The 22479-nt window shown below is 68.9% G+C and carries 26 protein-coding genes; 13 read left to right on the plus strand and 13 right to left on the minus strand.

Annotated elements, in window-relative coordinates; all coding sequences use genetic code 11:
• Positions 1 to 15 precede the first annotated feature (15 nt).
• From ACIP5W_RS16225 to ACIP5W_RS16240, 4 genes are all read right to left on the minus strand, one after another.
• Positions 16 to 1392 carry an FtsK/SpoIIIE domain-containing protein gene (locus ACIP5W_RS16225; RefSeq protein ID WP_401472861.1) on the minus strand — a complete coding sequence of 459 codons (1377 nt, stop codon included), beginning with the start codon at positions 1390 to 1392 and terminating at the stop codon, positions 16 to 18.
• On the minus strand, positions 1392 to 1748 hold the full coding sequence (locus ACIP5W_RS16230; protein WP_359061773.1) for a hypothetical protein: 357 nt from the start codon (positions 1746 to 1748) through the stop codon (positions 1392 to 1394). Before ACIP5W_RS16230 ends, ACIP5W_RS16225 begins: the two co-directional genes overlap by 1 nt.
• 161 nt (positions 1749 to 1909) lie before the next feature.
• Positions 1910 to 2209, minus strand: a complete 300-nt coding sequence (locus ACIP5W_RS16235) for a hypothetical protein (protein ID WP_401472865.1) — start codon at positions 2207 to 2209, stop codon at positions 1910 to 1912.
• A 28-nt stretch (positions 2210 to 2237) separates the two neighbouring features.
• Entirely contained in the window at positions 2238 to 3026 is a 789-nt protein-coding gene (locus tag ACIP5W_RS16240; protein ID WP_401472868.1) for a GntR family transcriptional regulator, read from the minus strand.
• A 110-nt stretch (positions 3027 to 3136) separates the two neighbouring features.
• On the opposite strand from ACIP5W_RS16240, the gene ACIP5W_RS16245 reads away from it, so the two are divergent.
• The 3 genes from ACIP5W_RS16245 to ACIP5W_RS16255 are packed head-to-tail and all read left to right on the plus strand — an operon-like array spanning position 3137 to position 4399.
• Positions 3137 to 3544 carry an NUDIX hydrolase gene (locus tag ACIP5W_RS16245; RefSeq protein WP_401473318.1) on the plus strand — a complete coding sequence of 136 codons (408 nt, stop codon included), beginning with the start codon at positions 3137 to 3139 and terminating at the stop codon, positions 3542 to 3544.
• A 46-nt stretch (positions 3545 to 3590) separates the two neighbouring features.
• A complete protein-coding gene (locus ACIP5W_RS16250) occupies positions 3591 to 4022 on the plus strand; it encodes an ATP-binding protein (RefSeq protein ID WP_401472871.1) in 432 nt (143 codons plus the stop codon).
• A complete protein-coding gene (locus ACIP5W_RS16255) occupies positions 4016 to 4399 on the plus strand; it encodes a hypothetical protein (RefSeq protein WP_401472874.1) in 384 nt (127 codons plus the stop codon). The genes ACIP5W_RS16250 and ACIP5W_RS16255 overlap by 7 nt, the downstream gene beginning before the upstream one ends.
• Before the next feature lie 195 nt (positions 4400 to 4594).
• Here the strand turns inward: ACIP5W_RS16255 and ACIP5W_RS16260 are convergent, their stop codons facing one another.
• From ACIP5W_RS16260 to ACIP5W_RS16270, 3 genes are all read right to left on the minus strand, one after another.
• A complete protein-coding gene (locus ACIP5W_RS16260; RefSeq protein ID WP_401472877.1) occupies positions 4595 to 5317 on the minus strand; it encodes a HEPN domain-containing protein in 723 nt (240 codons plus the stop codon).
• 7 nt (positions 5318 to 5324) lie between these two features.
• A complete protein-coding gene (locus tag ACIP5W_RS16265; RefSeq protein WP_401472880.1) occupies positions 5325 to 6464 on the minus strand; it encodes a DUF262 domain-containing protein in 1140 nt (379 codons plus the stop codon).
• 463 nt (positions 6465 to 6927) lie between these two features.
• Positions 6928 to 7257 (minus strand): hypothetical protein, encoded by a 330-nt coding sequence (locus ACIP5W_RS16270; protein WP_401472883.1) that lies wholly within the window; start codon positions 7255 to 7257, stop codon positions 6928 to 6930.
• 247 nt (positions 7258 to 7504) lie between these two features.
• Between ACIP5W_RS16270 and ACIP5W_RS16275 the strand changes: the two genes are divergently transcribed.
• Both ACIP5W_RS16275 and ACIP5W_RS16280 read left to right on the plus strand, forming a co-directional pair.
• On the plus strand, positions 7505 to 7858 hold the full coding sequence (locus tag ACIP5W_RS16275; RefSeq protein ID WP_401472886.1) for a hypothetical protein: 354 nt from the start codon (positions 7505 to 7507) through the stop codon (positions 7856 to 7858).
• Between the two features lie 330 nt (positions 7859 to 8188).
• On the plus strand, positions 8189 to 8560 hold the full coding sequence (locus ACIP5W_RS16280; RefSeq protein WP_366052493.1) for a GIY-YIG nuclease family protein: 372 nt from the start codon (positions 8189 to 8191) through the stop codon (positions 8558 to 8560).
• 290 nt (positions 8561 to 8850) lie between these two features.
• On the opposite strand, the gene ACIP5W_RS16285 is transcribed toward ACIP5W_RS16280, so the two are convergent.
• The 3 genes from ACIP5W_RS16285 to phoU all read right to left on the minus strand — a co-directional run bounded on the left by ACIP5W_RS16285 (position 8851) and on the right by phoU (position 10454).
• On the minus strand, positions 8851 to 9099 hold the full coding sequence (locus ACIP5W_RS16285; protein ID WP_401472889.1) for an SCO4226 family nickel-binding protein: 249 nt from the start codon (positions 9097 to 9099) through the stop codon (positions 8851 to 8853).
• Between the two features lie 222 nt (positions 9100 to 9321).
• Positions 9322 to 9474: a hypothetical protein gene (locus ACIP5W_RS16290; protein ID WP_401472892.1), complete on the minus strand. Its 153-nt coding sequence runs from the start codon at positions 9472 to 9474 to the stop codon at positions 9322 to 9324.
• Positions 9475 to 9752: 278 nt separating this feature from the next.
• On the minus strand, positions 9753 to 10454 hold the full coding sequence (gene phoU, locus ACIP5W_RS16295) for a phosphate signaling complex protein PhoU (protein WP_363086840.1): 702 nt from the start codon (positions 10452 to 10454) through the stop codon (positions 9753 to 9755).
• A 223-nt stretch (positions 10455 to 10677) separates the two neighbouring features.
• Here phoU and ACIP5W_RS16300 point away from each other — a divergent pair, with 223 nt between their 5' ends.
• Together ACIP5W_RS16300 and ACIP5W_RS16305 are read left to right on the plus strand one after the other, a co-directional pair.
• The gene (locus ACIP5W_RS16300) at positions 10678 to 12027 is read left to right on the plus strand and encodes a sensor histidine kinase (RefSeq protein ID WP_401472895.1); all 1350 of its coding nucleotides are present in this window, start codon (positions 10678 to 10680) and stop codon (positions 12025 to 12027) included.
• Positions 12024 to 12704, plus strand: coding sequence for a response regulator transcription factor (locus ACIP5W_RS16305; protein WP_073941673.1), 681 nt, complete (start codon positions 12024 to 12026; stop codon positions 12702 to 12704). The genes ACIP5W_RS16300 and ACIP5W_RS16305 overlap by 4 nt, the downstream gene beginning before the upstream one ends.
• Positions 12705 to 12892: 188 nt before the next feature.
• Here the strand turns inward: ACIP5W_RS16305 and ACIP5W_RS16310 are convergent, their stop codons facing one another.
• Positions 12893 to 13546 (minus strand): DUF461 domain-containing protein, encoded by a 654-nt coding sequence (locus tag ACIP5W_RS16310; protein ID WP_401472898.1) that lies wholly within the window; start codon positions 13544 to 13546, stop codon positions 12893 to 12895.
• Between the two features lie 652 nt (positions 13547 to 14198).
• On the opposite strand from ACIP5W_RS16310, the gene ACIP5W_RS16315 reads away from it, so the two are divergent.
• The 6 genes from ACIP5W_RS16315 to ACIP5W_RS16340 all read left to right on the plus strand — a co-directional run bounded on the left by ACIP5W_RS16315 (position 14199) and on the right by ACIP5W_RS16340 (position 20746).
• Positions 14199 to 14681: a CarD family transcriptional regulator gene (locus tag ACIP5W_RS16315; protein ID WP_003953493.1), complete on the plus strand. Its 483-nt coding sequence runs from the start codon at positions 14199 to 14201 to the stop codon at positions 14679 to 14681.
• A 307-nt stretch (positions 14682 to 14988) separates the two neighbouring features.
• Entirely contained in the window at positions 14989 to 15741 is a 753-nt protein-coding gene (gene ispD, locus ACIP5W_RS16320; RefSeq protein ID WP_401472901.1) for a 2-C-methyl-D-erythritol 4-phosphate cytidylyltransferase, read from the plus strand.
• Complete coding sequence (gene ispF / locus ACIP5W_RS16325; RefSeq protein WP_401472904.1) at positions 15731 to 16237, plus strand: 2-C-methyl-D-erythritol 2,4-cyclodiphosphate synthase; 507 nt, start codon at positions 15731 to 15733, stop codon at positions 16235 to 16237. The genes ispD and ispF overlap by 11 nt, the downstream gene beginning before the upstream one ends.
• A 171-nt stretch (positions 16238 to 16408) precedes the next feature.
• A complete protein-coding gene (cysS, locus tag ACIP5W_RS16330) occupies positions 16409 to 17809 on the plus strand; it encodes a cysteine--tRNA ligase (RefSeq protein ID WP_401472907.1) in 1401 nt (466 codons plus the stop codon).
• A gap of 111 nt (positions 17810 to 17920) precedes the next feature.
• Positions 17921 to 18862, plus strand: coding sequence for a 23S rRNA (guanosine(2251)-2'-O)-methyltransferase RlmB (rlmB, locus tag ACIP5W_RS16335; RefSeq protein WP_401472910.1), 942 nt, complete (start codon positions 17921 to 17923; stop codon positions 18860 to 18862).
• 183 nt (positions 18863 to 19045) lie between these two features.
• Positions 19046 to 20746 carry a DoxX family membrane protein gene (locus ACIP5W_RS16340; protein WP_401472913.1) on the plus strand — a complete coding sequence of 567 codons (1701 nt, stop codon included), beginning with the start codon at positions 19046 to 19048 and terminating at the stop codon, positions 20744 to 20746.
• A gap of 129 nt (positions 20747 to 20875) precedes the next feature.
• Here the strand turns inward: ACIP5W_RS16340 and ACIP5W_RS16345 are convergent, their stop codons facing one another.
• Entirely contained in the window at positions 20876 to 21607 is a 732-nt protein-coding gene (locus ACIP5W_RS16345; RefSeq protein ID WP_401472915.1) for an NDP-sugar synthase, read from the minus strand.
• Between the two features lie 143 nt (positions 21608 to 21750).
• Positions 21751 to 22206 carry a hypothetical protein gene (locus tag ACIP5W_RS16350; RefSeq protein ID WP_401473321.1) on the minus strand — a complete coding sequence of 152 codons (456 nt, stop codon included), beginning with the start codon at positions 22204 to 22206 and terminating at the stop codon, positions 21751 to 21753.
• Between the last annotated feature and the right edge of the window lie 273 nt (positions 22207 to 22479).

Consider the following 22479-nt stretch of genomic DNA (forward strand, 5'->3'; position numbering starts at 1 on the left):
TGGAGGGTGGGTTCGTCAGTCGGTGACGGGGTGCGGCTTGAGGATCGGGGCCGAGATCTCGACGGGCCGCACGGGGACGTCGGGCCGGAAGGGCTTGAGCGCGGGCAGGTCCGGCACCAGGTGGGCCGACTCGCGGCAGACATCGGCGGCCGCGCCGAGGGAGAGGTACGGCGTGCGGATGCGGGACCAGCCGCCGGACGTGTCACCCGCGACGGCGAGGCCGGGCCGTTCGGGCGCGATGGCGCAGGCGGCGAGGACGGCTTCCGGCGCGATGTCGCCGAGGGCCATTTTCGCGGAGGCTTCGTCGTTGACGCGGTGGCAGACGCGGCCGGTGAGCTGGGCCCGGAGCATGGTGGCACCCTTGCCGAGTTCGGCGCCGAAGCGCTGTCCGCACACTTCGAGGTAGATGCCGGCCGCGCGGCCGAGCTGGGCGAGGCGGATGAGCTGGGTGACCATCTCGTCGCGCCGCTCCTCGTCCTTGCGGGTCGCGGTGAGGAAGAGTTCCGCCACCTCGTCGACGAACAGGACGACGGGGGTGGGCCGTTCGCTGTCGGGCAGCCCCCAGATGTCGGACGTGATCTCCTCCTCCGGAGTCTCCGGGGCGATGCCCTGCCGGGCCTTGATGAGGTCGTACCGGTCCTCCATTTCCTTGACCAGCACGGGCAGCAGCTCGGCGGCTTCGTCCGGATCGGTGGCCAGAGCCGACAGGCGTGAGGCGAACGGCGCCAGCTCGACGCCCCGCTTGCAGTCGACGCCGACGAGGGCGACGTCCTGCCGGGCGAGGCCGGCCACCAGGTGGCGCAGGTACATGGACTTGCCCGAGAGCGTTGCCCCCAGGGTGAGTTGGTGCGGAACGGCCCGGTAGTCGCGCACGAAGGGCATGGCATCCTCCCGCAGCGCGACCGGCACCTTGAGGAACCCGCCCTCGACCTTGCGGGGCATCCGCACCTTGCGCAGGACGTCGAAGCCGACGAGTCGCAGTTCGACGACACCGGGCTTGACGGTGGTGACGTAGACCGCGTGGACGCCCCAGGCGTGCCGCAGTCGCTCGGCTGAGGCGGCGACGTCGGCGGGTTCCTGCCCCGGAGCGAGACGGAGTCGGAGCCGTAAGCCGGTCGTGGTGGGCCGGATGATGCCCCGGCGGGGCGGTACGGGCCGGACCTCCCGTCGGGTGGTGGCCTTGACGGCGAGGACGCGCAGCCGCGACGGCGCAACCGTCAGACCGCAGGCCTCCATGACCGAGGCGTACGAGCTGAGCAACCGGACGGTGGATATCGGCGCACCGACCGTGGACCAGTAGAGACCCGGGTGGTTCGCCCGGGCGTAGGCGGCCCCACCGCCGAGCGCGGCGACAGGACCACCCACCTCCAGGAGCGTCGTCAGGTCGGACATCAGGCCGAGGCCCCCATGGCAGCCGGGAAGGCGGCCGGGGTGACGGCGGCGGCGCGGTAGGCGATGCCGTGACGCTGCTGCCCGTTGAACACGGACTCCCACGGCCGGGCGACCAGTCCCGGCAGCGAGACCGGGGCCCCGAGGTTGAGCCCTTCGGAGACCCCGCCCTCCGGGACGGTGACCTTGATGAGCGAGGACTCCCCGTCCTCGATGTAGACGACGCCGATGGTCATCAGTGCTTCACCGCTGACGGCGTCCTTGGCGATCTCACCGGTCTGACGGTCACGAACCTTCGGCTCGGGCGCCTCCGTCAGGAGGATGGTGGCGGCGGAGGTCTCCACGCGGATGGTGCGCAAGGCTGCGTTCCTATCTACTCGTCTATACAAGATGCGACCTGCGGACCCGATCTTCCAGGCTCGCGATGATCACCTTGCCACACAACTTGCCCACTCGTCTATACGAGTAAGCGTGTTGGGGTGTACGAGTTCGTGGTGCCGGCGAGAAGGGAGCCGCGAGGTCACCACCGAAACCGTGCTTTGCCCCCGTTGATCCGGATGAGGAAATCCGTGATCGCCCCGCTCTCTTCGCTCCCGACGAGGATGAGGCCCGCTGCGTGAATGCGCTGGTCGGCCGCCGCGGCAGCCTCTCCGTCTCCCCGCACCCAGGCGTCACGCGAGGCGTCGAAGAGCGGACGAAGCGCTTCCCACTCAGGCCCCGGCTCGAAGGCGCAGTCCGTCCAGAACATGTCGATCGCCTCCATCCGGAGGGTTCCGACGAGCCGATCGCCGTGCATGAGCTGCCAGCTTTGCTCGGGCACGCGGTATCTCCCTTCTGACGCCAGGGACTCATGTGGCGGGGAGCTGGTACGACAGGACGTAGGCGTCCGCCGCCATGACCGTGTCGCAGACCTCGACGGGCCGCTTCTCCGTGTCGAAGGCGGTCCGGATCAGGTGGATGACGGGGACGCCGGCTGCCAGGTGGAGCGTCTTCACTTCTGCAGGGGAGGGCATCCGGGCGCGGATCTCCTCTTCGAAGTGGTCGAGGCGGTGGCCCAGTTCTTCGAGTCGCGCGTAGATGCCGCCGGGACCGGGGTTGGGTTCGGCGATCGGTGTTCCGCGGGCGATGTCGAGCGGAAGGTAGGAGGTCGCGAACTCGACCGGACGCCCGTCGAGGAGGTACCGGCGCCGACGGGCGAGGACCCGCCGCACGGACCCGAGCCGCGTGGAGATGTCCTGACTGGCCTTCTCTTCCTTCACCTCAAGGCTGTCGACCTGCGGATAGCTGCCGACGGCATCCGCCTCGACGATGAACGCGGACTTCCCCTGCTCGCGGTGACGACGGGCGAACCGGTCGGAGGCGAGCCGGCGCACGGGCGGACGCGGCCGGACGAACACGCCCTTGCCGTGCTCGGCGTGCACCAGGCCCTCGCCCTGGAGGATGGAGAAGGAGTTGCGGACCGTCATCCGGGAGACCCCGTAGTGGTCTACCAGCTCGGCTTCCGAGGGGAGCTTCTCGCCCTCCCGGAACCGCCCACGGTCGATGGCCTCACGCAGTTGGTCGGCGATCTGCCGGAAGACCGCACGATCACTCGTGGGGTCGAGATCGCCGAGCAGGCCCGAAGAAAGAGGACTCACGCGTGTACTCCTTTAGGTATCTAGACGAGTGGGCGAGTGCTTGTTGCTACGGTGGAGAGCCTAGTCATCCGAGAGGGCCGAGGAACGTGAGCACAGAACGCCCGCACTCCGTGAGCGTGGCCGGGGTCGTCGTCGACACCCATGGCCGGGCCCTCCTGATCCAGCGCCGCGACAACGGCCACTGGGAACCGCCGGGCGGCATCCTCGAACGCGAGGAGACCGTCCCCGAAGCCCTTCAGCGCGAAGTCCTCGAAGAGACCGGCATCAAGATCGCGCTTCCCGCGACCCTCACCGGCGTCTACAAGAACATGACGGGCTTGATCGTCTCGCTGGTCTTCCGCTGCGAGGCGGCCGACGGCACGCCGACCACCGGCGACGAGACCCGCGCACTGCGCTGGGTGACCCGTGAAGAAGTCTCCGAACTCGCCGACGAGGCATACGCGATCCGCGTTATAGACGCACTCGACGCGGCGTCCCCGCCGGCCGTCCGCGCCCACGACGGCGTGAAACTCGTCTAGCCCGAACCCGCTGCACATGGCGGCCTACCAGCATGAAGGAACTTGTATGCACGAGTATACGAGTACAGCTCGGGTCTGGGGACTGTCTTGCCCAGGTTTCCCCGAAGAGGTCAGCAGGGCCCGCCGCTGGACCCGCGACATCCTGCGCGGCTCCCCTTTGGCGGACGACGCCGAACTGATCGTGAGCGAGCTGAGCGCGAACGCGATCCTCCACACGGCCAGCGGCCAAGCCTTCGGCAGCTTCCATCTGGCCGTGGCCGTCTCGGCGCAGGTGGTCGCCGTGTCGGTGATGGACGACGGAGGCACCGGCACGGCCCCGAAGGCCGAGCACGACCAGGACCAGGACGCCGAACACGGCCGCGGCCTGGAAATGGTCAGCGTGATCGCCCACCGGGTCGTCGTCCACGACAGCGACCACGGCCACACCGTCACCGCGGAACTGTTCACCGACACCCAGCCAGGAGGCCACCCGTGCTGACGAAGGAACTCCGACGCGGCTACTGGTGCGAGTGCTGGACGGAAGACCTCAGCGAAGGGGAAGCGCCGACGCTACGCGCATCCTTCGATGCCTACTCGGCGCCCCAGGCGGACCGTTGGGTGGCGGTCACCCTCCGCACGATCTCACCGGCGCTCGACGCAGACGCCTCGAACGAGGCATGGCACTGGCTGTACGACGGCCGCATCGAGACCCGACGAGCCCTGCTGAACTCCGAACCCTGCACGGTCTCGGTGACCCACGCCGGCACCCGCATCACCTGGACGATCCGCCCAGTGCTCTACCTGCCGCTCGCACACCGCGAACAAGCTGGACTTCCTTCCTGTGCGCACGAGTTCAAGCCCCACCGAACAGACTGAGTTACAACTTTCTCTACTGGTTCAAGGCGGCTCGCTCCGCTCCCCGCGCGCGGCCCGGCCCCCGGCCAGGCCTGCGCTCCTGTCTACGCCCCGCTCCAGCCCGGCCGGCGCCCAGGCCGCGCTCAGAACATGCAGCCACCTGATGTCAGAGGAGAGACGCCAGGCAAGGACATCCGGGCTCCGCAGATCGTCACCTCAAATTACAGGTGAAGTCATCTGCGATTTCTGTGCGTCAGCGATGATTCCATCCACATACTTACTCAACTGCCCATGCAGTACTCGAGTAAGAACCTCAACGAATCGTAGATTATAGCTGAGTTCAGGTCTTGATATGTGCATCGCTTGCGCTGTATGCGCTACCTGATGTCTAGAGTCTAGAATTCCGTCAAGCTTCTGGCTTTCAAATCCAGAGACCTCCGCACGCCCCCAATGCGCAATAAATTCTGCATTGCATTTCTGGAAAACATCAGAAATGCCAACCGCCTTAAACATGCGCTTAACGCAGGCCGAGTCGGGGTTACTGTTCGTGGCGGCCAAGGCCTTCGGGTCAAAACTGTCCCGAGCCAAAAGCTTTGCGGCCGTGAGAACGTTGCCCAATCGAAGTTCGCGCTCCATGCCCTTGTTGGAGAAATCTCCTTTTAGCGCAAGCTCGAGAGAAGCGAATGACGCCTCCACTTGCAGTTTCTTAGGAAGGGAACTAACGGAGATCTTTGCAATACGAAGGCGATCTAGTTCTTCTTCAAACAGATCCCTAAGGAACTTCTCGAAAGAGGCCACGGTGAGCACCGTGCAGGCACCTCGAAGCGCAGATACTTTAGGAAAATCCAGATTGTCGGGTGGGTCCGGGTATACGGACTCAAGAGAAATCAGAGCTTGAACAGACTTCGCTCCAGCATCGAACGTTGCCAGCGCCCCCATCGCGACATCAACCAATCTTTTCGCTGATCATGTCCCGCATCATAGTGATTCGATCGCGGAAGTAACTAGGGGTGTTGGTGGCAGCGTCCACAGCGCGACGGAATTGCGAGTCCGTGAAGAGAGATTGCACGCCTTCGATGATTTCGCCGCTGTGTTCACGCAAGCTCTCCTCAGAGAACTGGCCGACCGCAAAAATTTCAGCATCATACAGCGAGGCAAGCACTTGGCGACGCCATGACCCCTTTTCAGGCGACCAACGCTGGAAAGCATTCTCTCCAAAAGCTGCCCTCGCCTTTCTGACAGCAGTTCGGAAAGAGGAGCGCGCTTCCTCGACGCTAGCTTCGGGCATATTATGATGCTCGGCCATGAAGTTATCGAGCTTCCGCCCCATTCCGCCAGCAAAGGTGTCCCAGTTGTTGCGGAAAGTGAGATAGCGCAAGACGAACTCGGCGTCGCGCATCTCGCTATAAATGGCAGATCGATTCTTGTCGCGAATCCCCAGGAGTTTATGAAACTCGCTCGTGAGCGACTCTTCCAGGATCATGTCATTCAGCTTGCCCGGCCAGGCGCTGTTTCTGATTTCCTGGGGATTGAGCCGGATGCCGCCGGTGTTCAACCGCTGGAAAACCTGGTATTTAATATCCGGATCGGATTGACGCAGAATAATAACAGCACGCAAGTTGGCGCGCGTCTCCAAGATGGTTTGCAGTGTCGCAGGTAGCTCATCAAACCTTAGTCCGTTGGCTTCACCAAATACCTGCAAACCCGTAAGCGCGAATCGACCAAAAAGAAAGTCGCTGATCGCAGTCAGGCGCTGCTTTCCGTCGATAACCGAGTAGTGGCCGTAAGCATCCTCATTCAAAAAAATATTTGGGATTGGGACGTTCATAAGAAAGGATTCGATCAGCTGAGACTTTCGATCATCCTTCCATCTGTTTCGGCGCTGATAGTTAGGAGAGAGGTCGATCTGCTTATTTTTTACCAAGTCTGTGAGGGAACGAAGATTGTAGTCGAGGACACTCGTAAGCAGATCTCGCTGCTTCGATTCCCAAAATCCAATGGGGTCCTCTTCGTATTCAGTGTCGAGTTGCTCCTCTGTCTCCTCGATATCCCGCTTACCGTCGGCATCGAACTCGATCTGTTCCACCGTTCCCCCTTTATTGCTAATCGCCTCATCAAAAGTGATCAACATGATAGGGCACCAGGGCTCACGGTGCAGCAGAACTATCATTCTTCTCGAGAGGCTGTCGCGTAGAGGGCTCAGTTGGCTGAGAGTGAGCCGCACCCGCCTCCCAAGCTCAGGGCTCAGGCACCGTCAGCACGTGCCGGCCGTCGTGACTTGCTCTGGTCGACGGCACTGGCAGCGTGGCGGAGGCCGGTGGGGGTGCAGCGAGGCACACGCGTGCGTGGTCGGTTGGCGTGCCCGCCATCGTGGCTGACTGTCATCGGCTGAGGTTCGTGCCACAACCGTGCCAGATGCAGGGGTTAGCCACGGTCAATACCGGTGCCCTGCGGTCGAGTAACCGTCCGCTTCTCGGTCGGCGAAGCCGCAGCTCAGGCCCGAGATCACCCAGCCTCTCTCCTAAAGTGGTGCTCACTCTCTGCACCGCTCAGAACGAGGGCGTGAAGTTGGCGGACTGGTCGAGGTGGAACGCCGAACCCGGAGCCGTCGGGGTCCAACCATCACTGAGGGCAAGTCGAACAGCCGCGGCCACACGAGACGGCAGCACAGGCTCAGCCTCACGACCGATCCAGTTGCTCGGATGCGGCTGGTCGGTGGTGACCACGAGCGTCGACCCCGGAGTGTCCGCATGCTCGACCGCGAACGAGCACGGTGACCAGGCCAGGCCCTGGAAGTAGGTCGGCCTGCCTCGCAGCCGCCAGCGGTAGACCGTGTTGTCGACAACGATCCGTCGTGATCCCTTGCGGACCAGTCCCATGACGCCCCTTTCAACAGCCCCGATGCTAGTGAGCCCGGCCCCGCCGTCCGTCTCAGTTTCCTTCTCAGTCAGCGCCGTTCAGACAGGGCCGGAGGAGGTGGCCGCTCCTGCGGTCAGCCTCCCGTGAACGCAGGTGAAGGGCCCCCGTCCGAGTTGCTCAGGAGCACCACCACCGTTGGAAAGCGTGTTGGTCTTCACGGCAACGCCAGCCCACGACACCGCCAGTCGCGGCAGCTAGGTTGAGAGCGTGAACGAGGAAGCGATCACCATCAGGCTCACGCGCGATCAAGCGTTCGTGCTGTCGGACTGGCTCTACCAAGTCATGTTCCAGTCCGACGACCTTGAAGGGATCGTGCACGACCGAGCCGTCTGGTCGCCGATCTACGCGATCTCCGGAACGCTGGACAAGACGCTGAGCGAGATCTTCATGCCCGACTACGACCTACGCCTCGAAGCGGCCAAGGAGCGTCTCCGCGCCGATCTGTACGGCGGAGCCGATGAGTCGACGGCACCGCGCCAGGACACGACCGACGCACCACAAGTGCACCAGATAGAGCGGGGAACTACGGGGAACCACGGTGAAAGCGACCGATGGCAATGAGATCTGGTGTCAGGTAAACGCCCAGTTCAGCAGCCCTACCCGCGCCAAATGCCCGCAGCTTCCCAAGCTGATGTCACGAGCCACGCATGCCCAGGACGCTCAGTCAGCGTCGACCAGTAACCTGCGACGATCAGCCGTGGCACGTCTGGAGGCTTCGTGGAAGCTACCGCTCTCGTCAGTCCCGATCGGTTGTGGTCGGCGCAAGAGGTCCTCGTGCGTCCGAGCCCTGTCCCTGCGCTGCCAGGGGTCTACGGGTGGCACTTCAAGCAGCCGCCCCACCCGGACCTAGAGGCCGGGCGCCTGCTCTACGTCGGGATAGCCCCGAGGTACATGGCGAACCGGACCAGCACGCAGAACCTGCGTAAACGGGTGCGCTACCACTACCGGGGCAACGCGGCCGGCTCGACGCTGCGGCTCACCCTCGGATGTCTGCTCGGACTTGAGCTGCGCCGCGTGGGCAGCGGCAAGCGGATGACCTTTGGCAAGGCCGGGGAAGCCACCCTGAGCCAGTGGATGGCGGACAACGCGCGGGTGTGCTGGATCGAGCAGAGCGAACCGTGGGATTTGGAGTCGCGGCTCATCTCTCAGCTCGACCTTCCGCTGAACCTCGACCAGAACCGCCACAACGCGTTTCACAGTCGCTTGAAGGAGCTACGGGCCCAAGCGCGCCAGCGAGCACGGGAGTTGGCCATCAGCTCGTAGGCGCCCTCCGATGGGCAACGGGCCGCTGTCTGGGCCGTCCCTGGGCCGTCCGAGGCCGCTCAACAGTGGCCGATGACGACCAACGACGACCACCAAGCGCACAATCCCACCGCCCCTGACCAGCAAATACCCAGGTCACCAAGATCCCCGACAAGACCCAGGGCAAGAAGTAAGCGCCCGCCTTAAAGCCCCCGCGCCGCGAAGAACTCGCGGCGCGGGGGCTTTTGGGTGGGGCTGGGCGCCGTCCTCGCCGGCTGCGGCCGGCACCGCCGCTGGTGGCCGGGGCCCGGTCACACCGACAGCGGTACCGCGTGGATCTCGTCCGCCTTGTGGCCCGTGCGTTCGTGGACGCGTTGGACCGCGTCCGCGGAGGGGCCCTCGGACAGGCAGTAGATGGTGCCGGACTCCGGGTCCGCCCAGGCACCCTCGAAGTGCACGCCCTCCTCCGCCTCGTTCGCGAGGTCGGCCTGATGGGCCTGGTGGAGTTCGTCGGCGGTGATGCCCTTCATGCCGTGATGGACGTCCATGAACCTGGTCATGACCGCATCCCCTTTCTCATGCGGGCACGCCGCGCATGAGGGCCTGCCCGCCGTCGCTCTCTCCATGCTGCGCCTGTGCGCACGCGCTCGCGCGGGCAGGGGACGCGTCATGAAAGGAGCCAGAAGAAGGAGAAGAGGAGCCAGGAGAAGGAGAAGGAGAAGAGGAGCGTGAAAAGAGGGGGCCGGCGCGTCCCGCGGCCGGCCCCCTCTCGTCGTAGCGTCTCAGCCGCACTGGCAGGGGCTGCCCGACTGGCAGCCGCAGCCGCACCCCGAGCCGCAGCCGCACGCCGCGATCAGGGGCAGGTTCCTGATCTCGGCGGGTTGCTCGGTGGGGCGTTCCTGGGTGGGGTCGGGCTTGCTGGGGGCTTCGGCCATGGGTTCCTCCTGGAGGCCTGGAGGCAGGAGCGCCTGTTGCCCAGTTCATGCCCGTGGGGGCGGGCGCATCAACGGCGCACAGGGGCTTCCGGGCGTCCCCGACCTGTCCCGGAGAGGGCGTGGCACGCCCCCTCGGATGCCGCGTCGCGGGCGCGTCACGGGACGGAACGCATCCCTCCGGGAGCCTCGCCGAGGGGGACGGGACGGAGCGTGCCGTCTCCGGGCGTGTCACCGTGGAGCGGACCGCACCGCCCCCGCACCCCCCACCGCCGGGCCGGCTACACCTCCTCCGGCCCCGTGACCGGCTGGATCTCGGTCGGCAGGTCCTGCTGGAGGTTGTCCGCGTGTTCGCCCGTCACCAGGAACACGACGCGCTTGGCGACCGCCACCGCGTGGTCGGCGAAGCGCTCGTAGTAGCGGCCGAGCAGCGTCACGTCGACGGCCGTCTCGATGCCGTGCTTCCAGCGGTCGTCGATCAGGTGCTGGAAGAGGGTGCGGTGCAGCAGGTCCATCGCGTCGTCGTCGGTCTCCAGCTGGAGCGCGAGGTCGACGTCCTTCGTGATGATCACCTCGGCCGCCTTGGCCATCAGGCGCTGCGCGAGCTGCCCCATCTCCAGGATGGTGGCGTGCAGGTCCTGCGGCACCGCCCGCTCGGGGAAGCGCAGCCGGGCCAGCTTCGCCACGTGCTGGGCGAGGTCCCCGGAGCGTTCCAGGTCGGCCGACATGCGCAGCGACGTGACGACTATGCGCAGGTCCGTCGCCACCGGCTGCTGGCGCGCGAGCAGCGCAATGGCCCGCGCCTCGAGGTCGTGCTGGAGTTCGTCGACCTTCTTGTCGGCCTCGATCACGCTCTCGGCCAGCTTGAGATCGGCATCGAGGATGGCGGTCGTGGCGCGCCCGATCGCCGACCCCACCAGCCGGGCCATCTCCACCAGACCGTCGCCGATCGAGTCCAGTTCCTCGTGGTACGCGTCCCGCATCAGGGTTCCCTCTCGTACGTGGTTCTCGGGGGTTCAGGGGGCCGGTACCGGCCGTGGAACCGGCGCTGCGAACCCCACGGTGCCACGGTCCGCCCCGTACGCGTCGGATTCCGTCACCCCAAATGAACCACCCCTGGCTCCAAGGTGAACTCTGGGCGACGAGTGTTCGAGGTCGCACCTCGATGGCTGTGGCCAGGTCGTATCGCATGCCTAACCTGGACGCATGGACGTGAACGCGGCGGTCGCCGCAGCGGCAGCGATCGCCGGGGTGCTCACCGGCGTCATCGCCATGCTGGCGTTCCGTTGGAGCGAACGCGACCAGAACCGACCCACCAGGACCTCCTTGCACACCGATCCCGTCCTTCCGCCGGGCGTGGACACCGTCCTGTCCGTGCTCCGTTCCTCGGCCGTCGTCCTCGACGAGGCCGACGCTGTCGTCAAGGCGAGTTCCGCCGCGTACGCCCTCGGGCTGGTCCGCGGCGGCAAGCTCGCCGTCGAACCGATGCTCCAGATGGCACGCGACACCCGGCGCGACGGCGAGATACGGCAGGTGGAGCTGGACCTGCCCCGGCGCGGCACGGGCAGGGGCGAAGCCCTCGCGGTGTCGGCCCGGGTGGCTCCGCTCGGCTCCCGGCTCGTCCTCCTGCTCGTCGAGGACCTCACCGAGGCCCGGCGCATCGAAGCCGTCCGCCGCGACTTCGTCGCGAACGTCAGTCACGAGCTGAAGACCCCGGTCGGCGCCCTGTCCCTGCTCTCCGAAGCCGTCATGGACGCCTCCGAGGACCCCGAGGCGGTGGAGCGCTTCGCCGGCCGGATGCAGATCGAGGCGACCCGCCTGACCAACCTGGTCCAGGAGCTGATCGACCTCTCCCGGGTCCAGAACGACGATCCCCTCGAGGACGCCGAACCGGTCCGCGTCGACGAACTCGTCGCCGAGGCCATCGACCGCTGCCGCCACCAGGCCGGCGCCAAACAGATCACCATGGCCGCGAACGTGGGGGCGGCCGAAGGGCTCGAGCCCGGTGCCGGTCAACGGGCGGACGGCATCGCCGACCTGCGCATCTGGGGCAATCGTGGTCAGCTGGCCGCGGCCCTCGGCAACCTGGTCGAGAACGCCGTCAACTACTCACCCGCCCGCACCCGCGTCGGCATCGCCGCCCGCAGGGTCACCATGCACGGCGGGGAACTGATCGAGATCGCCGTGACCGACCAGGGCATCGGCATCTCGGACAGGGACAAGGAGCGCATTTTCGAGCGCTTCTACCGGGTCGACCCCGCCCGGTCCCGTGCCACCGGCGGTACGGGCCTCGGGCTGGCGATCGTCAAACACGTGGCTGCCTCGCACGGCGGGGAGGTCACGGTGTGGAGTGCTGAGGGACAGGGCTCCACGTTCACGCTGCGACTGCCGGAGGCGGGCGCCGCCCGTGACCGCGCCCAGCAGCCCCCCGACCTCGACGACGACGTGGAGGGCGGGTCCGCCGCCGGCACCCCCCATGCCTCATCTGCCTCACCTGCCTCACACCCCGAGTCAACCGCGTACCAGACGCTTTCCGCCCCGGAGGCCCATCCGTGACCCGAGTGCTCGTCGTCGAGGACGAGGAGTCCTTCTCCGACGCCCTGTCGTACATGCTCCGCAAGGAGGGCTTCGAGGTCGCCGTCGCGACCACGGGTCCCGACGGACTCGACGAGTTCGAGCGCAACGGCGCCGACCTCGTGCTTCTCGACCTGATGCTGCCGGGTCTGCCCGGCACGGAGGTCTGCCGCCAGCTGCGCGGCCGCTCCAACGTCCCCGTGATCATGGTGACCGCCAAGGACAGCGAGATCGACAAGGTGGTCGGCCTCGAGATAGGAGCCGACGACTACGTCACCAAGCCGTTCTCCTCCCGCGAGCTGGTGGCCCGCATCCGCGCGGTGCTGCGGCGCCGCGGCGAGCCGGAGGAGGTCGCCCCGGCCGCCCTGGAGGCCGGCCCGGTCCGTATGGACGTCGACCGCCACGTCGTCACCGTCTCCGGCTCCAAGGTCGACCTGCCCCTCAAGGAGTTCGACCTCCTGGAGATGCTGCTGCGCAACGCGGGCCGCGTCCTGACACGCATGCAGCTCATCGACCGTGTCTGGGGCGCCGACTACGTCGGCGACACCAAGACGCTCGACGTCCACGTCAAGCGCCTCCGCGCGAAGATCGAGCCCGACCCGGGTGCCCCGCGGTACCTGGTGACGGTGCGGGGCCTCGGCTACAAGTTCGAGCCGTAAACCGCCGGCCGTGAACCGCCGGCCGCAGACTGCCGGCCGCAGACTGCCGGCGGCTGACGGTCAGCCGCAGACCGTCAGCCGTGAGCGGTGATCCGTGAGCGGTGATCCGCCGGGACTCACGGCGAAGGGGCGGCACCCCCGCGGGGGTGCCGCCCCTTCGCCGTACGTACGTGGCAGGCGTACGGCGCTCAGCTTCCGGCCGTCTCCGACTGCGAGGCGCTCGGGGAGGCCGTGTCGGTCGGGCTCCCGCTCTCGGTGCCCGGGGCCGCGGAGGCCGACCCGCTCGCGGACGGCGACTCGGAGGCGGACTCCGCCGGGGCGCTCGGGATGTCGCTCGGGCCCCACTCGGCGAAGTAGTGCTCGGCCGGGACGACGAAGGCCCGCAGGCTGACCTCACCGGTCTCGCTGAAGGTGAAGGTGACCTTCTGGGCGTTGCCGTCCTGGATCGCCTCGGGGGTGCTGGAGAGGCTGGCGGTGGCGTTGTTCTCGCCGCCGATGACGACGGAGCCGCCGGCCGGGACGGTCAGCTTGCCGTCGCCCTCGGCGGGCTTGATCTCGGCGGTGCCGTCGGCACCGTCCACGGCGATGGACTCCAGGGTCTGCGCCTTGTCACCGCTGTTGAAGACGGTCGCGGAGATGGCGGCGGGACCCGTGGCCTCCGGGTCGGGCTGGGTGATGATGACGACGTTCTGCAGCTTGATGTCGCCCACGCTGGTGGCGGCGTTGTCCGGCTTGATCTGCAGTGTCTGAGCGTCGTTGCCGGCGCCGCAGGCGGCGAGCGTGGCGATCGAGAACACGAGGGCGGAGGCGGCGAGGGCGCCGCGTCGAAGGCTGCTGCTCACGGCGGCGGCAACTCCTTGGGAACGCAGGGGCAGCTCCTTGGATAAAGCCGCCCTAAGGGTCTGTCGGCGGCCTTAGGTTACCGAGCCGTTCCCACGCGCCCGCACCCGACCCGCCTCTGGAGCGGTCCGGGCGCACATCGGCGGCCGCGTGAGGTCCACTCGTCACAGCGGTCGCAACTGCCCCGACAGTCACAAGCGGCCCGCGAGTCACATTGGCTTCCAGGTGATCGCCGGGATGTGGTCGTGCATTCACATAAGTGCCGCTCACCGGGGGGGCGCGGATTTTCCGTGCGGGAATGCGCGGGCGTCAGGAGAATTGATCACCGCCTGTTCGGCCGGTCGCGTGATCAATTCCGGAAACGGCTCGGATCCCGCTCCGGGCACCGAACGGAGTAGCGGAAGTCGCACATCCGGAAGCGGACATTTGGGGATGTTCGGCCACCCTGAGGGGCCTCCGGACGGGTGTGACGTGCGTGTTTCGCGCCCTGCGGAGAGCCGCTCCGACCTGCGAATACCTGCTTCCGCCGCCCGGTCGCAGCACGTTCCTGTTGCTGTTGTCAAGCCCCGAGATATGCCCTGACCTGCGAAAACGTCATTCAGAACCCGCAGTTTCCGTGTTACCCTGGATAGCCACGGAAGGGGTACCTGTCACATGACGTTCAAGGTTGGCGACACCGTGGTCTATCCCCATCACGGGGCCGCGCTGATCGAGGCCATCGAAACTCGCCAGATCAAAGGCGTGGACAAGACCTACTTGGTGCTGAAGGTCGCCCAGGGTGACCTGACGGTACGTGTGCCAGCGGACAATGCGGAGTTCGTGGGCGTGCGTGATGTGGTCGGTCAGGACGGGCTGGACCGGGTCTTCGAGGTGCTGCGCGCGCCGTATGCCGAGGAGCCCACGAACTGGTCGCGTCGTTACAAGGCAAATCTGGAGAAGCTCGCCTCCGGCGACGTCATCAAGGTCGCGGAAGTCGTGCGTGACCTGTGGCGCCGTGAGCGTGAGCGCGGACTCTCCGCCGGTGAGAAGCGCATGCTCGCCAAGGCCCGCCAGATCCTGGTGAGCGAGCTCGCGCTCGCGGAGAACACGAACGAGGACAAGGCCGAGGCCCTGCTCGACGAGGTCCTCGCGTCCTGACGCCGAGACCCGCCGGCCTCAGCTCAGCTCGCTCAGCGCAGTGAAAATGCCGTGGTGCCCGATGACGTATTACCGTCGCCGGGCGCTGCGGCATGTTCATGCCCGAAATATCGACGCGTGGACGCGCCTGCGCCCATGGCCGTGCCCTACGTGTTCACCTCGGATGCAGACCCCCGGAACCCGGCGTGCCGGGTCCGGGCCGCTCACTGCCTCGACCGGTGTCACGGAAGGGTCCGGTCAAGGCGTCGCACCCGGCACGCTGTCTCCGTACCCACGTAGGCCGAGCACACAAACCTGACAGGAACCGATGTCTGACGATTCGCTTCCCGCCCCCGCCCCCGCCCGCACGGCCGCGGTGATCCCGGCCGCCGGCCGGGGCGTACGCCTCGGTCCGGGCGCCCCCAAGGCGCTCCGCACGCTCGGCGGGACCCCCATGCTGATCCACGCGGTGCTGGCCCTGGCCGCCTCCCGGGCCGTCTCCCTCGTCGTCGTCGTGGCCCCGCCGGACGGCGCCGCCGAGGTCAGGTCGCTGCTCGACACGCACGCGCTGCCCGACCGCACCGACTTCGTCGTCGTCCCCGGCGGCGAGACCCGCCAGGAGTCGGTGAAGCTCGGCCTCGACGCACTGCCGCCCGGCTACGACATCGTCCTCGTGCACGACGCCGCCCGGCCGCTGGTGCCCGTCGACACCGTCGACGCCGTGATCGAGGCCGTCCGCGACGGCGCCCCCGCCGTCGTGCCGGCGCTGCCGCTGACGGACACCGTCAAGGAGGTCGAACCGGCCGAGGTCCCCGGCGCGCCCGAACCGGTGGTCGCCACGCCCGAGCGGGCGCGGCTGCGGGCCGTGCAGACGCCGCAGGGCTTCGACCGGGCCACCCTCGTGCGCGCCCACGAGACCGTCACCGACGACGTCACCGACGACGCCGGCATGGTCGAGCGGCTCGGCCTGACCGTCGTGGCCGTCCCCGGTCACGAGGAGGCCTTCAAGGTCACCCGTCCGCTGGACCTCGTCCTCGCGGAGGCGGTCCTCGCCCGCAGGAGGCTCAACGATGGCTTCTGAGACGGCCCCGGTGCCGCCCGCGCTGCCCCAGGTCGGCATCGGTACCGACATCCACGCCTTCGAGGAGGGCCGCGAGCTGTGGTGCGCGGGCCTGAGGTGGGAGGGCGAGGGACCGGGTCTGGCCGGTCACTCCGACGCGGACGTCGTCGCGCACGCCGCGTGCAACGCGCTGTTCTCCGCCGCCGGACTCGGCGACCTCGGGCAGCACTTCGGCACCGGCCGCCCCGAGTGGTCCGGCGCCTCGGGCGTGACGCTGCTGACGGAGGCGGCCCGGATCGTGCGCGCCGCCGGCTTCGGCATCGGCAACATCGCCGTCCAGGTCGTCGGGCCCCGCCCCAAGATCGGCAAGCGCCGCGAGGAGGCGCAGAAGATCCTCTCCGAGGCGGCGGGAGCGCCGGTGTCGGTGTCGGGCGCGACGACGGACGGGCTGGGTTTCCCCGGCCGGGACGAGGGCCTGATGGCGGTGGCGACGGCGCTGGTGGTGCGACAGGGCTGAGGACGGCGGGGCGGCGGGGCGGCGAAGCCGGCGTCCCCGTCGTCCGGCCCGTCCGGCCCGGCTTCGTCGGCCGGGCGGGTGCGGACTCCCCGGCCCCACCGGCTGCGGGCACCCCACCGGCAAACCGGTGGAAGGTGTCGGGCACCCGCCCACGCCCACTACCCTGGAGTGGTGACCATTCGCCTGTACGACACCAGCGCCCGGCAGATCCGTGACTTCGCCCCGCTCACGCCGGGTTGCGTCTCGATCTACCTGTGCGGTGCCACCGTGCAGGCGGCCCCGCACATCGGGCACATCCGCTCCGGCCTGAACTTCGACATCATGCGCCGCTGGTTCTCCCACCGCGGCTACGACGTCACGTTCATCCGGAACGTCACCGACATCGACGACAAGATCATCGCCAAGTCGCGCGACCAGGAACGCCCCTGGTGGTCCATCGGGTACGAGAACGAGCGGGCGTTCGACGACGGCTACCAGGCCCTCGGCTGCCTCCCGCCGACCTACGAGCCGCGGGCCACCGGGCACGTCCCCGAGATGATCGAGATGATGCGCGGGCTCATCGAGCGCGGCCACGCCTACGAGGCCGATGGCAGCGTCTACTTCGACGTGCGTTCCTTCCCCGGCTACCTGGCGCTGTCCAACCAGGACATCGACGACCTGCGCCAGCCGGCCGAGGACGGCATCACCGGCAAGCGCGACCCCCGCGACTTCGCGATGTGGAAGGCCACCAAGCCGGGCGAGCCCGACTGGGAGACCCCGTGGGGCCGCGGCCGTCCCGGCTGGCACCTGGAGTGCTCGGCGATGGCCCACAAGTACCTGGGCTCCGCCTTCGACATCCACGGCGGCGGTCTGGACCTGATCTTCCCGCACCACGAGAACGAGATCGCCCAGGCCAAGGCCTACGGCGACGAGTTCGCGCGGTACTGGGTGCACAACGCCTGGGTCACCATGAGCGGCGAGAAGATGTCCAAGTCGCTCGGCAACAGCGTCCTGGTCTCCGAGATGGTCAAGCGGTGGCGTCCCATCGTGCTGCGCTACTACCTGGGCACCCCGCACTACCGCTCGATGATCGAGTACAGCGAGGAGGCCCTGCGCGAGGCCGAGTCGGCGTTCGCGCGGATCGAGGGCTTCGTGCAGCGCGTCGTCGAGAAGGCCGGGGGAGTCGTCGAGCCCGCCGCCGACGTGCCGCCCGCCTTCGCCGAGGCGATGGACGACGACCTGGGCGTTCCGCAGGCCCTCGCCGTCCTGCACACCACCGTCCGGCAGGGCAACTCCGCCCTGGCCGCCGACGACAAGGAAGCCGCCGTGGCCCGCCTCGCCGAGGTGCGCGCCATGCTCGGCGTCCTCGGCCTGGACCCCCTCGACCCGCACTGGGCCGGGGAGACCGACCGGGGCGAGGACCTGCACGGCGTCGTCGACACCCTCGTCCGCATGGTCCTCGACCAGCGGGAGGCGGCGCGCGGCCGCAAGGACTGGGCCACCGCGGACGCCATCCGCGACCAGCTCAACCAGTCGGGACTGTCCATCGAGGACGGCCCCCAGGGGCCGCGCTGGACGCTCGGCCCGCGCTGAGCGTCCCCTTGATCGATCCTTGATGCATTCTTGATCGATTGTGCCGCCCGGGTGTCCGGGCGGCACACTGCATTACGTACGCACGCACGCTTCACGACAGACGGGTAGGTCATGGCAGCCAACAACCGCCGCATGTCCGGCAAGAAGGGCGCGCAGGTCGGCAGTGGCGGCCAGCGGCGCCGGGGCCTGGAGGGCAAGGGCCCGACCCCGCCCGCCGAGATGCGCAAGGGGCACAAGAAGAACCGCCTCGCGACCGCGAAGGCCAAGCAGTCCGCGCGCCGTCCGGTGCCGCGCGGCCGCGGCGGCAAGTCGCCCTCCGAGCTGGTCGTCGGCCGCAACCCGGTCGTCGAGGCGCTGCGCGGTGGCGTGCCCGCCTCCACGCTGTACGTCCAGCAGTTCATCGACAACGACGAGCGGGTGCGCGAGGCGCTCCAGCTCGCGGCCGAGCGCGGCGGCATCAACCTCATGGAGGCCCCGCGCCCCGAGCTGGACCGCATGACCAACGGCCTCAACCACCAGGGCCTGGTCCTCCAGGTCCCGCCGTACGAGTACGCGCACCCCGAGGACCTGGCCGGTGCCGCCTACGACGACGGCGAGGACCCGCTGATCGTCGCTCTCGACGGCGTGACCGACCCGCGCAACCTCGGCGCCGTCGTCCGCTCGGTCTCCGCCTTCGGCGGCCACGGCGTCGTCGTCCCCGAGCGGCGCGCGGCCGGCATGACCGCCGGCGCCTGGAAGACGTCCGCCGGCGCGGCGGCCCGCACGCCGGTGGCCCGCGCCACCAACCTCACCCGCGCCCTGGAGGCCTACAAGAAGGCCGGCATCACGATCGTCGGTCTGGCCGCCGACGGCGAGACCGAGATCGGCGAGCTGGCGGCCCTGAGCGGCCCGGTCGTCATCGTCGTCGGCAGCGAGGGCAAGGGCCTGTCCCGTCTCGTCGGCGAGACCTGCGACCACCGGGTGCGGATCCCCATGCCGGGCGGCGCGGAATCGCTCAACGCCGGTGTGGCGGCGGGGATCGTGCTGTACGAGGCGGCTCGGCGCAGGAACTGACACGGGCCGGGACAGGGGCCGGGACCGCTCCGTCCCGGGGTCGGCGTCCGACGGCGGACGGGGCGCACGCCCGTCCGTCGGCTCACCCGTGCGGGGTAATCCCGGCGCGTCGGGCAACCTTGACGCTGTCCGGACAGATCCGGCGGGTCAAGGCAGTGTCCTAAGCACACGTCACTCGGTTAGATGAGTGTGGACACCAGAACACCCCGCACACCCACGGGGGACCTCTCGTCGGGCTTCGACGACGCTCCCGCGCTGAGCATGGTGAAGGTGCCGAGCGACCCGGCGCAGATCATCGTCAATCACGCGAGTTTCCGCGTGCAGCTGGGAGCGTCGGCACGGCGCAGCCAATCCCCGCGGATCTCCCGGCACGCGAGCGTCGCCGAGGACACCGCGCGCGTCCCCGTCGCCGGGGCCCGTGCCGCCCGTCGTCGGCCGGTCGTCTGGAGCGGCCGGTCCGCACCGGACGACACCGGCGCCCACCGGCTGCTCCAAGCCGTGCGGGCAGGCAGCGTCGGCCACGGCGAACCGCCCGCCGCCGACGCCGGAGCCACCCAGGTCATCCCCCGCGTGGGGATCGACGACGGCTACGGCGGCGACCTCACCGCGCACACCCTCGAAACCCCCCTCGTCGGTGCCCAGCGCACCCACGGCGACGGCGAACAGCGGCTCCTGCCGCAGATGCGCACCGTCGGCAGCGCCTACGACGAGCCCGGCTACGACGAGCCCGGCTACGACGAGCCCGGCTACGACGAGCCCGGCTACGCCCCGTCCGGTTACGACCGGACGGCCCACGACGACGGCAGGTTCGAGGAGTTCGCGGAGGCCGCCGCCGCGGCAGACACCGGCTCGCGCGGCAGACGGCAGCACGGCGACCCGGCCCGGCACGCCTACTACCCCGGCCGCCGGATGAACCTCGGCGGCGTCCTGCTCCCGCTGCGCATCCTCCTCGGCTTCATCTCCATCTACGCCGGCATGGGCAAGCTGTGCGACCCCGTCTACTTCGACGGCGGCAAACGCGGCTCCATGGTGAAGTGGCTCAACACCCTGCACCCGTGGGAAGTCGCCGAGCCGCTGCGCCAGTTCGCCCTGCACCACCCCGTCGGTTCCGGTCTCGTCATCGCCTTCCTCCAGGTCGTCGTGGGCGTCCTCACGGTCCTGGGCTGCTGGCAGCGGGTCGCGGCCGGTTTCGGCGCGATGCTCTCGGCCGCGCTCCTGCTCACCGTCAGCTGGAAGACCGTCCCGGTCTACGAGACGCCCGACATCATCTACCTCGCCGCGTGGTCGCCGCTGGTCATCGCCGGCGCCCCCGTCTACTCCGTCGACGGCCGCCTCGCCGCCGGTGCCTGGCGGCGGCTCGGCCCGCGGTCCGACCTGTGGGAGCTGCGCCGTTACGTGCTGCGCCGCGGCACCCTCGTGACCGCGATCGTCGTCGGGCTCACCCTGCTGACCGGGTCGCTGCTCGGCGGTGCCGTCCGCGACGCCGACCGCGTCGTCGTGCCCGGCCCGGGCGAGGCCCCACGCAACGAACTGCCCGGCTCGCCGCTCCCCGAGGAGTCCGACGGGCGCCGGCCGAGCAGGACGCCGTCCGCGTCCACCTCGCCGACCCGGGGCAGCACCTCCGAGGCGCCGACGCGGGACGAGGAATCCGCTCCGGGCGCCACGCGGGACACCGAGAACGCCACGAGCGGCGCCCCCAGCCAGACCCAGGGCACCGGCGGCGGCGAGGCCCCGCCGGAGCGGTCCAGCCCGGTGGAGGAGGCCCCCAGCACCACCTCGGGGCCCACCTCCGGCGGCACCAGCACCTCCGGCTCCACCGGCGGCCCGGACGGCGGCTCCCCATCGGCGGACCGGCCCGGACTGGTGGGCGGCCTGCTGGGCTAGCCATTTCCGCCCGTACGACGACGACGGGGTCCCGCTCGCGCGAGAAAGCGAGCGGGACCCCGTCGTCGTCGTACGGATTCGTGCTGATTCGTACGGAGACGTGCAGATTCGTACGGAGGTGTCCGGCCGTCAGCGGCCCAGCGCCGCCAGCTCCTTGGCCGCCTCCGTGAGGTCCTTCGCCGTGTCGATGGCACGCCAGTACGCGCCCTGCGGGATCGGGAACCCGGCCAGCCGCAGCTCGCGGGCCAGTCGTGGGAACGTGGTCCGCTCGTGGTCCCCGCGCTCGGGCAGCAGTCCGGCGAACCCGGGGGAGAAGACGTAGACGCCGGCGTTGACCTCGTACGTCGTGGGCGGGGCCTCGATGAAGTCCGTGATGTGGCCGAAGCCGTCCGTCTGCACGGCCCCCCACGGAATGCGCGGCCGGGCCAGCGCGAGGGTGGCGACCGCGTCGCGCTCGGTGTGGAAGTCCGCCATGTCGCGCAGCGAGAAACGGGTCCAGATGTCGCCGTTGGTGGCGTACCAGGACCGCTCGGGGTGGGGAAGGCGGGCGGCCGCGTACTTCAGGCCGCCGCCGCGGCCGAGAGGTTCGGTCTCGACGACCGTGGTGACCTTCAGCGGCAGGTCGGCGGAGCTCAGCCAGTTCTCCAGGACGTCGGCGAGGTGGCCGCACGAGACCACGACGTCCGTCACGCCCTCCTCGGCGAGCCAGCCCAGCTGGTGGCCGATGATCGGCGTCCCCGTCCCGGGGATCTCGACCATCGGCTTGGGCCGGTCGTCGGTGTAGGGACGCAGCCGGGACCCCTGGCCACCGGCCAGGATGACGGCTTGCGTGGGTCGGGACGCGGCGCGCGGATCGGTCATGCCCGAACTGTACGCGGCGCCCCCGACCCGTCGAGAGGCTCCCCTGTGAGGCCTACGACGCCCTGCGGTCCGCCGTTCGGACCGGGCCGAGCCCGGCCTGATCCGGGCGGCCTGATCCGCCCGGCCTGATCCGAACGGAACGCCTAGCTGTGCGCCGCCAGGACGCCCGAGGCGAAGGACGTGTCGCACACCGGACGGGTGTAGGACTGGGCGCGCGAGGGGCCGTAGATGCGGACGGCGGCGCGGCCCAGGGCGCGGGCGATGGAGGTGCAGTGCTTCGCCAGGGACGGTTTGCCGTTCACCGCGGCCTGGAGGTGCGTCAGCGCGGTGCCCGGGTCCTTCTCCTGGAGCTCGGTCAGCAGCTGGTCGCGCAGGACGTCCTGCGGGGCCTTGGCGGCGCCCTGCGCGGTGCGGTGGACGGTGGAGACGTCGGAGGCGGTGAGCACCGAGTCCGATGGGTTCCCCGACCAGTTGACCCGGGTGACCGCGAGGGTTCCCGAGAGCACCATGACGACGGGCAGGACGAGGGCGAGCGAGCGGCCGATCCGTCGGGCGGGGCCCTGGCCGCGGCGCGACGGTTGGGTGGCGGAGTGGTTCACGGAGTGCTTCACGCGTGTGAGGGTAGCGCGGGGTAATGATTTGGCGACATTTAGTCACCCGGTCGGGGGATGGAGTGGTGCCTCTTTTTGGGTAAGGCGTTGACGCGCACTGCTCGAAACGCCCGTTGTGCCGGGGTTTCCGGCGTCCGTGCGGACCCCGGACGGGAAGGGGCCCCCCGGCCGCCGGCCCCGGGGCCCCTCCCCGCGGGGGGGGGGGGGGGGCCCGGCCGGGGGGCGCCCGGGGGGGGGGCGGCGGGGTGGGGGGCCCCCCCG

The sequence above is a fragment of the Streptomyces sp. NPDC088766 genome (assembly GCF_044750845.1).
GTDB lineage: Bacteria > Actinomycetota > Actinomycetes > Streptomycetales > Streptomycetaceae > Streptomyces.